General features: G+C 58.3%; 12 protein-coding genes. 9 read left to right on the forward strand and 3 right to left on the reverse strand.

All coding sequences use genetic code 11. The annotated features are described in order from the left end of the window. Window positions 1-51: 51 nt before the first annotated feature. The 8 genes from AC244_RS29350 to AC244_RS29380 all read left to right on the forward strand — a co-directional run bounded on the left by AC244_RS29350 (window position 52) and on the right by AC244_RS29380 (window position 6,977). The gene (locus AC244_RS29350; protein ID WP_053252357.1) at window positions 52-1,191 is read left to right on the forward strand and encodes a Re/Si-specific NAD(P)(+) transhydrogenase subunit alpha; all 1,140 of its coding nucleotides are present in this window, start codon (window positions 52-54) and stop codon (window positions 1,189-1,191) included. After that, a complete protein-coding gene (locus AC244_RS29355; RefSeq protein ID WP_053252358.1) occupies window positions 1,191-1,610 on the forward strand; it encodes a proton-translocating transhydrogenase family protein in 420 nt (139 codons plus the stop codon). The genes AC244_RS29350 and AC244_RS29355 overlap by 1 nt, the downstream gene beginning before the upstream one ends. 9 nt (window positions 1,611-1,619) lie before the next feature. Then, window positions 1,620-3,020, forward strand: coding sequence for an NAD(P)(+) transhydrogenase (Re/Si-specific) subunit beta (locus tag AC244_RS29360; protein WP_053252359.1), 1,401 nt, complete (start codon window positions 1,620-1,622; stop codon window positions 3,018-3,020). Between the two features lie 33 nt (window positions 3,021-3,053). Further along, window positions 3,054-3,278: a hypothetical protein gene (locus AC244_RS36865; protein WP_152976163.1), complete on the forward strand. Its 225-nt coding sequence runs from the start codon at window positions 3,054-3,056 to the stop codon at window positions 3,276-3,278. A gap of 348 nt (window positions 3,279-3,626) precedes the next feature. Next, complete coding sequence (locus AC244_RS29365; RefSeq protein ID WP_234717065.1) at window positions 3,627-4,613, forward strand: hypothetical protein; 987 nt, start codon at window positions 3,627-3,629, stop codon at window positions 4,611-4,613. A gap of 18 nt (window positions 4,614-4,631) precedes the next feature. Beyond that, window positions 4,632-5,213, forward strand: coding sequence for a YceI family protein (locus AC244_RS29370; RefSeq protein ID WP_053252360.1), 582 nt, complete (start codon window positions 4,632-4,634; stop codon window positions 5,211-5,213). Between the two features lie 285 nt (window positions 5,214-5,498). Continuing rightward, complete coding sequence (locus AC244_RS29375; protein ID WP_053252361.1) at window positions 5,499-6,068, forward strand: NADPH-dependent FMN reductase; 570 nt, start codon at window positions 5,499-5,501, stop codon at window positions 6,066-6,068. Between the two features lie 576 nt (window positions 6,069-6,644). Beyond that, window positions 6,645-6,977: a GYD domain-containing protein gene (locus AC244_RS29380; RefSeq protein ID WP_053252362.1), complete on the forward strand. Its 333-nt coding sequence runs from the start codon at window positions 6,645-6,647 to the stop codon at window positions 6,975-6,977. 584 nt (window positions 6,978-7,561) lie between these two features. Here the strand turns inward: AC244_RS29380 and AC244_RS29385 are convergent. Continuing rightward, entirely contained in the window at window positions 7,562-8,191 is a 630-nt protein-coding gene (locus AC244_RS29385) for a LysE family translocator (protein WP_053252363.1), read from the reverse strand. Between the two features lie 105 nt (window positions 8,192-8,296). Here AC244_RS29385 and AC244_RS29390 point away from each other — a divergent pair, with 105 nt between their 5' ends. Further along, window positions 8,297-8,749, forward strand: coding sequence for an Lrp/AsnC family transcriptional regulator (locus AC244_RS29390; protein WP_053252364.1), 453 nt, complete (start codon window positions 8,297-8,299; stop codon window positions 8,747-8,749). A gap of 198 nt (window positions 8,750-8,947) precedes the next feature. Here the strand turns inward: AC244_RS29390 and AC244_RS29395 are convergent, their stop codons facing one another. Together AC244_RS29395 and iolB are read right to left on the reverse strand one after the other, a co-directional pair. Then, window positions 8,948-9,781, reverse strand: a complete 834-nt coding sequence (locus AC244_RS29395) for a TIM barrel protein (RefSeq protein WP_053252365.1) — start codon at window positions 9,779-9,781, stop codon at window positions 8,948-8,950. Then, entirely contained in the window at window positions 9,778-10,587 is an 810-nt protein-coding gene (iolB, locus tag AC244_RS29400) for a 5-deoxy-glucuronate isomerase (protein WP_053252366.1), read from the reverse strand. Before iolB ends, AC244_RS29395 begins: the two co-directional genes overlap by 4 nt. Between the last annotated feature and the right edge of the window lies 1 nt (window position 10,588).

The following is a 10,588-nucleotide window of genomic DNA, read 5'->3' on the forward strand; positions in this document are numbered from 1 at the left end:
CCGACGCAATCTACGGCATCGGAAATCGCAGTCTCTCGGAAGGAACCACGGGTGCAGCACAAAATATTCATACCAAAAGAAACCAGTGAATCTGAAGGCCGTGTTGGCGGCTCTCCCGAGAGCGTCAAGAAGCTGAAGTCGCTCGGTTTTGATGTCGTCGTTCAGGCGGAGGCCGGCACGTTGTCGCGCATTCCGGACAGCGAGTTCGAAAATGCGGGTGCGCGGATAGGCTCTGCCGCAGACGCGGCGAATGCCGATGTGGTTTTGAAGGTGCGCCGCCCAACGTCCCCTGAGGTTGCAACCTATAAGTCCGGCGCCATCGTGCTGGCGATCATGGACCCCTATGGCAACGAACAAGCGCTCGATGATATGGCGAAGGCCGGTGTTTCCGCCTTTGCGATGGAACTGATGCCGCGCATCACGCGGGCCCAATCGATGGATGTGCTGTCGAGCCAGGCCAACCTTGCCGGCTACCAGGCCGTGATGGATGCTGCCACTGAATTCGATCGCGCCATGCCGATGATGATGACAGCGGCGGGCACTGTTCCAGCCGCGAAAGTCTTCGTTATGGGCGCCGGCGTTGCCGGTCTGCAGGCGATCGCCACGGCACGGCGTCTCGGCGCGGTTGTCTCGGCGACAGACGTGCGTCCAGCCTCGAAGGAACAGGTCGCCTCGCTCGGCGCCAAGTTCATCGCCGTCGAGGACGAGGAGTTCAAGGCGGCCGAAACATCGGGTGGTTATGCCAAGGAAATGTCGGCGGAATACAAGGCCAAGCAGGCGGCGCTGACCGCCGAGCATCTGGCCAAGCAGGATATCGTCATTACCACGGCTCTCATTCCGGGTAGGCCGGCGCCGCGGCTCATCACCCGCGAGATGCTGAAGGCGATGAAGCCCGGCTCGGTCGTCGTCGATCTTGCCGTCGAACGTGGCGGCAATGTCGAGGGTGCTATTGCTGATCAAGTGGTCGAGGTCGAGGGCGTCAAGGTCGTCGGTTATTTGAACATGCCCGGCCGCATCGCCGCATCCGCCTCGGCGCTCTACGCCAAGAACCTTTTCACCTTCCTGGAGACGATGGTGTCGAAGGAGTCAAAGGCGCTGGCGCTCGACATGGAAGATGAGTTGATCAAGGCGACGGCGCTCACTCATGGCGGCGTAATCGTTCATCCGAATTTTGGGGGAGGGCAGAGCTGATGGCCAATGACGCTTTGAACAAAGCATTGGAAGGTCTTGACCACGCACTCATAGCTGTACGGCAAGCGGCAGACAGCGTGCCGGATGTCGCGGCCGTTGCCGGCGCTTTGGCACATGGAGCCACCGGCGGCGCAATCGATCCGTTTATCTTCCAGCTGGCGATCTTCGCGCTGGCGATTTTCGTCGGCTACTACGTCGTCTGGTCGGTGACGCCGGCGCTGCACACGCCATTGATGGCTGTGACCAACGCGATCTCCTCGGTGATCGTCGTCGGCGCGCTGCTCGCGGTCGGGATCTCGGCCTCGGGGCTTGCCGCCGGCTTCGGCTTCGTCGCTTTGCTGCTGGCCTCGGTCAACATCTTCGGCGGCTTCCTGGTCACCCAGCGGATGCTCGCCATGTACAAGAAAAAAGAAAAGTGAGACCGGTTGATGAACGCTAACTTTTCAGCCTTCCTCTATCTCGTTTCCGGTGTGCTGTTTATCACGGCACTGCGCGGCCTGTCGCATCCGACCACCAGCCGCAAGGGCAATATCTATGGCATGATCGGAATGGGTATTGCCATCGTCACGACGCTGCTCCTGGCAAAGCCCACCTTCGGCGGTTTCCTGCTGATCGTGCTCGGCCTTGCCATCGGCGGCGGTGCCGGCGCGGTGATTGCCCGGCGTATCGCCATGACCTCGATGCCGCAGCTGGTTGCCGCCTTTCACTCGCTCGTTGGTTTGGCGGCAGTCATGGTTGCCGCGGCGGCGATGCATGCGCCCGAGAGCTTCGGCATCGGCGCCATCGGTGATATCCACCCGCAGGCGCTGGTCGAAATGTCGCTCGGCGTGGCCATCGGCGCCATCACCTTCACCGGCTCGATCATCGCCTTCCTGAAGCTGGACGGGCGTATGTCCGGCAAGCCGATCCTTCTGGCCGGCCGTCATGTATGCAACGCAGTGTTCGCCATCGCGCTTGTAGTCCTGGTGATCATGCTCGTTGGAACTCAGAGCACCACGGTCTTCTGGCTCATCGTTGCGCTGTCGTTGGCACTCGGCGTTCTCTTGATCATCCCGATCGGTGGCGCCGACATGCCCGTCGTCGTCTCGATGCTCAATTCCTATTCGGGCTGGGCCGCGGCCGGTATTGGCTTTACGCTCGGCAACCTCGCGCTGATCGTTACCGGTGCGCTGGTCGGCTCGTCCGGCGCGATCCTCTCCTACATCATGTGCAAGGGCATGAATCGTTCCTTCATCTCGGTCATTCTCGGTGGCTTTGGTGGCGGGGCGGCGGCAGCCGCTGCCGATGACGGCGTCAGCCGCACGGTCAAGCAAGGTTCGGCAGACGACGCCGCCTTCCTGATGTCGAATGCCTCCAAGGTGATCATCGTTCCGGGTTACGGCATGGCCGTAGCCCAGGCACAGCATTCACTGCGCGAAATCGGCGATCAGTTGAGGGCCGCCGGCGTCGATGTGAAATATGCGATCCATCCCGTGGCCGGACGCATGCCGGGTCATATGAACGTGCTGCTCGCCGAAGCAAACGTCCCGTATGACGACGTCTTTGAACTCGAAGACATCAATTCCGAATTCGCCCAGGCCGACATTGCCTATGTCATTGGCGCCAACGACGTCACCAATCCGGCGGCCCGCGACGACAAGACCTCGCCGATCTACGGCATGCCAATCCTTGACGTCGACAAGGCCAAGACCTGCCTCTTCGTCAAGCGCTCACTCGGCTCCGGTTATGCCGGTATCGACAACACGCTGTTCTACAAGGACGGCACCATGATGCTGCTCGGCGACGCCAAGAAGGTCACCGAAGACATCGTCAAGGCCATGGCGCACTAACGTCTGAGCCGTGGTCCGTAACGTTGACCCCGGATGCAATTTCATTGGCGCCAACTCTTTGAGATCAATTCTTCTGAATCGGGTTCAGGCATGGGCATATTTTCGCGTCGTCGCGGCAAGAATTCTGGTGGAGCCATTCCAGTACAAGGCGCAGCGAGCGCCGAGAAGGGTTATAGCTTTTTGCAGAGCAAATGCGGCGTCGGTCTCTGGGGCGTGCTTATCCACGAAAAAGCGCTCGTGCATCCCGCCAATCGCTGAAATTGGTCTCCGGAATTTTATCGTCTACTCGGCCTCCAGGCCGAACCTTCTCCGGAACTAACGGCAGCAGATAGATGACTCAGTGCCGGTGGCGACGACAAGCCGGATTCGGGCCTTTTGCGGTCTCAAACAGTTAGTGGGCACAATCGCGTGCCCGTAGAGAAGCAGCGTTCGCGTATTGGCCACGCCACCGCGCTTGATGGAATTTCACAATATTTCACCTCTCGTTTGTTCACTCCATGAATAGCCCAGCCTTGAGGAAGGGATCCTGCAGCTCGACACTTGACAGACCTTAAGTATTAAAATACCGTAAGTATTGGGAGTCTAACTGGTATGTAATGCCTTGGAGTGGGAGGAGCAGATGAAATTGCGTCGCGCGATGAAGACCTCAGCTTTGTGTGGACGCGGTCTCGAGATCACGTCGAGATCTCTGGCTTCAAAGGCGCGCCCTCTGACCACCACCCAGCCGGGTTAGCTTCGATGGGACAGTCACCCCAAGAGGCACTTGTCATCGGCATCGGGGCGGTCAGTCTCGCAGCGTTTCTCCTGGCTGGACTTTGCCAACTCCTGCGCATCGGGAGAGTCTGGCGCGCACTTCTTGTTCCGGGGGTCTTTCTTGCCGCTTACTTCATGGCCTACGGCAAGGTTCCGTCCTTTCCGCCTGTGGGCGCGGTCAACAAGATTTTCTATATCGCCCTCCTCGGCACCGTCCTTGGTCTCATGGTTGACCTCGCAGGCAAGCCCCGCTTGGCGTCGTTGTTGATGGCGCTTCAGCCGGTGGCGGCCGCATTGTACATCGGAGAGGCGCGTTTGCGGGCTGCGCCGATCGAGGTGCTGGGCGCAGCCGCCGCCGGCTTTGCCGCGATGTGGCTCATGCGACGGCATAGGGAGGTTTCCACGGGAGAGGAGGGTATGAGGCGTGCCCTGGTGCTGGCGATCGCTGCGCTCGGTTTTGCCCCCATCGCCCTGCTTGGAGCCTCATCCGCCAGCCTGCAGCTTTGCCTGATCTTCGCCTTTGCGGTTCTTGCGACACTGGTATGGAACCTGCGAAACGACGACTACGCTTTTGGCACTTCCTCCCTTTTGGGGGGTGCGGGCGGCATGATCGCAGTCGTCTACGCGGTCACACTGATAACCCGGAAGACGGACCTCCTCGCTCTCGCAGTATGGAGTCTCATCTTCCTGGTTCCCTCTCTGAGCGACCGCCTGCCGTGGGTGGCGACCCGGAAGGGTAAGGTCGTGCGCCTCGTTGCCTTTGCGCTCTTCTGTGCTGTTCCGGCGGTATGCGCCACGGCCATCGCCGTTCTTTCATACGGTTCAAGCTTTCCAATTTGACAAGGGAGGAAAATGTCAATGTTGAAACTCACGCGTGCATATCTCGTATCTACTGTTCTCTCCACCTTGCTGCTGGCCGGTCAAGTCGAAGCGAAGACCTTCGATATCGACATCGTGCATTCCAGCATGGCCTTTTTTATCGACCACCTCGGCTTTTCCCGCGTCATCGGCGTGGCAAAGGAGTTCGGGGGAACCTTCGAATTCGACGCAGCTAAGCCGGAAGCCAGTTCCCTTGACGTGAATGTAAAAGTTGCAAGCATTTCAACAAACAACACTCAGCGAGATAGCGATATTCAAGGCGCCGACTGGTTTAACGCCACCGAGTTTCCGGACATCACTTTCGTCGGCAAGGAATTCAAACAGGCCAACGAAAACACCGGCAGCATCGTTGGCGACCTAACCATCGCAGGTGTGACCCAGCCGGCCACGCTCGACGTCGTTTTCAACAAGGAAGGCGAAAATCCTTGGGACAAGAGCCATGTCGTCGGTTTCAGCGCGCAGACAACCGTCAAAAGAAGCGACTTCGGAATGAAATCAGCGCTTGGCATGATCGGCGATGAGGTTCGACTTTACATCGAGATCGAGGGCCGAGGACGATGAGTTCGGACGGGGAACTGTTGAGTTGCGATCAGTTGTCACAAAAAAAGAGCGCCCGCCGACGCGATCAGCAAGCCGCAGCGCTTGCCTAAATTGCGGGCGTCGCTTTTGCGGCACCCGCCACACCAATTCTCGGCAATGCCGGAGGCCGAAAATCAACCTTTGCAAGGAAATTGGCGAGTTGTCTAGTTACCGGTCGTGCATCTCAACAGGGCGCGTCCGCTAATGAGGCTATCGCCCCACGGCGGCTCGGGATCCACAAACCACGAGCAAACTGGAGTACATCCTATGTCATTTTCGCGCGATGTCGCTGTTCTGGTTGGAAGCCTTCGCAAGGAATCGATTAACCGAAAGCTGGCCCTGGCGCTGGAAAAACTCGCGCCAGCATCACTCCGGCTCGAGATCGTGCAGATCGGCGACCTGCCCCTCTACAACCAGGACCTCGAGGATCAGGGCGCCCCGCCTTCCTGGGTCACGTTTCGAGATCGCATCAGAGCGGCCGACGCCGTGCTATTCATCACCCCAGAATACAACCGATCGGTGCCCGGTGTTCTGAAAAATGCGCTCGACGTCGGTTCACGGCCCTATGGCATAAGCGCGTGGAATGGAAAGCCCGGCGCGGTAGCCGGCGCTTCACCAGGGGTACTCGGTGGTTTTGGCGCGGTTCACCATCTGCGCCAATCACTAGTATCTCTCAACATTCCGGTGTTGCAGCAGCCCGAAGTTTACATCGGTGGTGCTGAGACGATGTTTGACGCCGACGGCAACATCGGCAACGAAAGTGCGCGCACGTTCCTACACGGGTTTATGCACGCCTTTGGCATTTGGATCGAGAGACACTGTGTTCGATCCGTTTGAGTTTCGCAAAGAACTAGCCCGTTTTTCCATTTGATTTGACCCAACTAGGCGGAGACAGCCCAGCGTAAAACATCATTATTCATGATGCTCGGGTGGGCCCGACAAAGCGGTAAAATGGCGTGAACCCTTCCGACTGGACCACGGGGACCGGATAAACGCATACAATCCTCCGGGCTTTGAAAGGATAAACTAATGAAACCGCGAGATCCAAACCGACGTCTGTCAACTAAACGTCCGCCGTAAAAGGGACTGGTCGGCAGAACACACGGACGTTGTGCTGCCTTAATTGAAGCCGTGCCTAGCTCCGCTATCGGCCCGAAGGAGACACTCGCTGTGCCAGGGGATTCCCCTGCTAAACGGTCCAAGGCCTTAGCGTGCAACCCCCTCGGATGCGACGGCGGGTGGTGCCGTCATTTCACGGCCCGCCGCGGTGGCGATCATGCTCACTGTGCGTCGCCGAGTTGTGCGCGACTAATCTAGCGCTCCGCAGCCCAACGCTCGTCTAACGCCAAGTTTTTTGAGATATTGAGTATGGCAGATCACCCGATCTGCCCAGCTATTGATGGAGGATGTCCTATGCCACTGTTCATAACCACAGGGTGCTATACGACCACGTCAGCGAAGGGAATGATTGACAGTCCATCGAACCGAGAAAAGGCGGCCCGTGGCATCATGGAAGCAGCGGGCGGGAAACTGCATTCTTTCTACGTTACGACGGGCGAAACCGACTGGATGGCAATCACGGAATTCGACGATGGCGCTGACTTGGTCCCCGCACTTCTCGTCGTCAGCGCATCGGGAGCTGTATCGAATGTAAAAACCGTGCGAGCCTACACGGGCGCGGAATTCAAGGCTGCCCAAGAGAAGGCGGGCAAAATCGCATCTTCCTACAGGCCCCCGGCAAAATAAGCAGGCCGCTGGTTGAAGCATCTCTGGCAGCGGATCGAACCTCCGCTGCCAGAAACGATGTGTTGGCGCATTTTCCCCAATGTAGACGCACGTTCCTCCTCGCCACAGTACCTTGCCGCGCTTTGGTGTTTTGTACTTGGCGACAACGTTCACGTGCTCGCTCGCGATGGTAACCGGCACGCCCTAGCCATAGTCGCATGTTCCGCCCGGACGGTGAGCGGATAATCGACGCAATGCACCCTTATTGCCATCAGTCGCCCCCTGGATGTCATCTTCGGATGCGGAGAGCTGACACGCGCGATCCTTCTGAGCTGCGCGTTAGCGACCGCCCACTGACCAGCAGTGAGATAGCGCAGGGCGGCGATGAGAGGCGACGACGCGCGGGACAGGAAGTATGTTTCCGAGCTCGTGAAACGTGTGTCCAATGCCCCCGACAGTAACGCGACGAGAGCAACGATCGATCGCTCAAGGACCACCATGGGAACCAGGCATGGGCGAGAAAAGGGTCTAACTAAGATCGCATGATCCCTAGACCGCCGGGAATGGGGCTGGATGATGGTTTTCGGCCCGAAGCGGACTTCGCGTCACACGGTCGTTGTAAGAATGAGGGCCTGATCCAGAATAAGCAGGAGAGCGATGGTGATCATCGCGGCCCCGGATGCCTGGCTTACAAGACGAGCAACTCTTGGCCGGGTGCGCAGGACAAAACGGGAGCCGAGGCCAACAATGGAGTAGATCACCCCGCAGTTGACGATATGAACCAAGCCCAATGCGGTGATCTGGCCGGATATCGGCCATGTAGTCGTCTGACTTGTGAATTGAGGTAGCAGGGCAAGGAATAGCAGAAGCGCCTTTGGGTTCACGCCGCTGATCCCGAAACCCCGAAATAGCCACCCGGACCATGTACTTTCTTGGCCGTGGCCAACCTTTGGAACAGGCGGGTTCAGTAAAACTCTAAGGCCGAGGTAGAATAGGTAGCCAGCACCGATCAAGGTTAAACCTGTCAAAATGAGGGGAACGCTTGCTACAATCGCACCGACGCCGGCCGCGACCACGAGCGTAATCACAAGGTAGCCCAACAGCATCCCGCCGACTGCGGGCACGACTGTGCGATCCCGCATGCCTGCCGAAATCGCGTAGGCCCAATCAGCCCCCGGCGTCAGGACCAACGATATCGACAATGCCCAGAAGGCCCCCAGCAACCCCATTTCCATGCGTGAACCACCTTCGTTGAATGGTCCGGGAATATACTTTGAAATCAGAAGGAGATGTTCCTTAAGTATTGCCAACGGACGGCGATTTGAGGCAATATCTCCCTCATGGACGCGATTGATCGCAAGATACTTGCCACGCTTCAGAGCGAAGGTCGACTTTCTGCCACGGACTTAGCTGCTCGCGTAGGCCTTAGTCTGTCGCCTTGCCACCGACGCCTGCGAGCGCTTGAGCAAGCTGGCGTGATTACAGACTACCGTGCAACGATTGATCCTGCGAAATTGGGGCTGGGCTTCTCTGCTATCGTGTTCGCGACATTGGGGGAGGGCAGCCGGGATAACGTCCTCTCGTTCGAGACGGCCTTGTTTAAGGTGCCCGAAATCATTCAGGCACAGCGCCTATTTGGCGATCCCGACTACATGCTTCATGTTATTACCGAGGACTTGGCTACCTTCCAACGGCTCTATGACGATAGCCTTTTGGCTTTGCCGCATGTCTCGCGCCTAAGCTCGACGCTAGTGATGAAAAACGTCATTCAGAGCCGCCCGTTTCCGATCTAATCGGCAACCCCGGTGTCGAGCGCCTGCAAAAAAAGGATGCTAGTGCTCCGATACGACCTGGTAGCAGGTCTCCCTGCAGCACGCCAAACGATTGAACCATGGCTGCGTGAGAGGCGTCGAGCAGCAGGCTGACGTCATTGGCCGAGCGTCCCTTGTCGAGATAAGGTTTCAGCGGCGGCATTGCGGTCTTCGTGAATGTCACCGATAGGCCCGGTCAGTTCGAAGCTGGGCCAACGATGCCTCGATGAATTCGAAGGATCGGCGAATGTCATCTTCGATCGCGCCACTGGTTTGGACGAGGGGACACGTACATTCGAACGAAAAGGGTCCGTCATAGCCCGCATTTGACAAGGCGGCGATCTGAGCAAGGGTGCCGCAGCGGTCATCGCCGTCTACCAGGACGCGGTGCGCATCGAGGGTTTCGTCAAGCGCCGGTAGCGGATCGGATATCCCCGATATATGCACCATTGCGGTATATGCAGGATACAGCGTTCCCCCGCCGGCGATCGCGTGCTGGAACGTGTCGTGCACCAGCCTGAACTTCGCTTTCCCGCCCTCCGCCTCGATGGCATCGACAAGCTCCGCCTTGTGTTTCAACGATGAGGACGCAAAGCCAATCGGTTCGATAAGCCCGAACAGATTGATGCCTGCCAGCATGGGGAGGATTTCGCGGATGGCCTGGCGCAGCGCCGTTTGCCGAACACCATCCTCTGTCGCCTTTCCGTCGACGCGCGGAATCAGGCTGAAGGTCTCGGCGCCGCTTTCAACTGCGGCATCAATGAGTGCCTGCACGGCAGAGCCCGTCTTGGCGGACCAGTCGTTGAAGGGATAGACTTCGCTAAGCCCCAATAGCCTGAGGTCTTTCTCGCGCGCCATCGCTCCCGCTTCGCGAGGAGAAATCCCATCGAACAGCCCTCTGCCAAGATCGTTGCGCGGCTCCACGCCCACACAGCCGAGCGCTTTTGCCAAGTCGAGGAATGCTTCATAAGACAGGTGCGGGGCGGTTTTCTGGTTGAGCGCTCTTTGTATCATTTTGCATCGCTCTCCATGATCCACTCGACTTCTGGTGCGGGAATGAAGCGCCACTTGCGTAACGGCCCGGCCATGACGTTGAGGTAGTACATTTCGAAACCATAGGGCGCGCCGCAAGGATGGTGGCCGCGCGGAACAAGGACGACGTCGCCGTCTTTGACCGCCATCGTTTCATCGAGCCGTCCGTCATCAGTGTATACCCGCTGAACACCGAACCCGGAGGCGGGGTTGAGGCGATGATAGTAGGTTTCTTCGAGATAGGTGATACGAGGAAAGTCGTCCTCATCGTGGCGATGGCTTGGATAGGACGACCAATGCCCAGCAGGCGTGAAGACTTCCGTCACAAGCAAGCTATCGCAATAGTCCTCGTTTTCCATGGCAATGTTGTTGATGTATCGGGTATTTGTCCCCTTACCGCGTGCGGTCAGCGAAATTCCGCCAGGACCGATCCGGCGTGCAGCGTGGCCGCCCTTTCCCGGTGCTGAACAGACTGCAATGACGCAATCCGTTTCAGCGACCGCGTTCCAGTTACTGTCATTCGGTACATAGAGGCAATGGGGTGGTGTCTTCTCGAAGACGTTCATGCGATCACCAAGCACGCCCCAGTCTTGCTCCGCCGCACGAAGCTTGGCCTTGCCCTCGACTATCACGAGTATGACCTCGCGATCTCCGGTCGTCTCCGCGGCCTCCTCGCCCGCCCGCAAACGGTAGACTGAGAAGCCAACGAAACGCCAACCTGCGGCGTGCGGCGTGATCTCATGGACCTTGCCATGGCTGCCGAATGGTTTGCGCAGAAGATCAACCATA

This window comes from Ensifer adhaerens, assembly GCF_001270265.1.
In the GTDB taxonomy this organism is placed as follows: Bacteria; Pseudomonadota; Alphaproteobacteria; order Rhizobiales; family Rhizobiaceae; genus Ensifer; species Ensifer adhaerens_B.

Excerpts from the sequence above, each read along its gene's own strand:
- AC244_RS29355 (WP_053252358.1), top strand. The coding sequence starts at position 1,191 with ATGGCCAATGACGCTTTGAACAAAGCATTGGAAGGTCTTGACCACGCA.
- AC244_RS29360 (WP_053252359.1), top strand. The coding sequence starts at position 1,620 with ATGAACGCTAACTTTTCAGCCTTCCTCTATCTCGTTTCCGGTGTGCTG.
- AC244_RS36865 (WP_152976163.1), top strand. The coding sequence starts at position 3,054 with ATGCAATTTCATTGGCGCCAACTCTTTGAGATCAATTCTTCTGAATCG.
- AC244_RS29370 (WP_053252360.1), top strand. The coding sequence starts at position 4,632 with ATGTTGAAACTCACGCGTGCATATCTCGTATCTACTGTTCTCTCCACC.
- AC244_RS29375 (WP_053252361.1), top strand. The coding sequence starts at position 5,499 with ATGTCATTTTCGCGCGATGTCGCTGTTCTGGTTGGAAGCCTTCGCAAG.
- AC244_RS29380 (WP_053252362.1), top strand. The coding sequence starts at position 6,645 with ATGCCACTGTTCATAACCACAGGGTGCTATACGACCACGTCAGCGAAG.
- AC244_RS29385 (WP_053252363.1), bottom strand. The coding sequence starts at position 8,191 with ATGGAAATGGGGTTGCTGGGGGCCTTCTGGGCATTGTCGATATCGTTG.
- AC244_RS29390 (WP_053252364.1), top strand. The coding sequence starts at position 8,297 with ATGGACGCGATTGATCGCAAGATACTTGCCACGCTTCAGAGCGAAGGT.
- AC244_RS29395 (WP_053252365.1), bottom strand. The coding sequence starts at position 9,781 with ATGATACAAAGAGCGCTCAACCAGAAAACCGCCCCGCACCTGTCTTAT.
- iolB (WP_053252366.1), bottom strand. The coding sequence starts at position 10,587 with ATGGTTGATCTTCTGCGCAAACCATTCGGCAGCCATGGCAAGGTCCAT.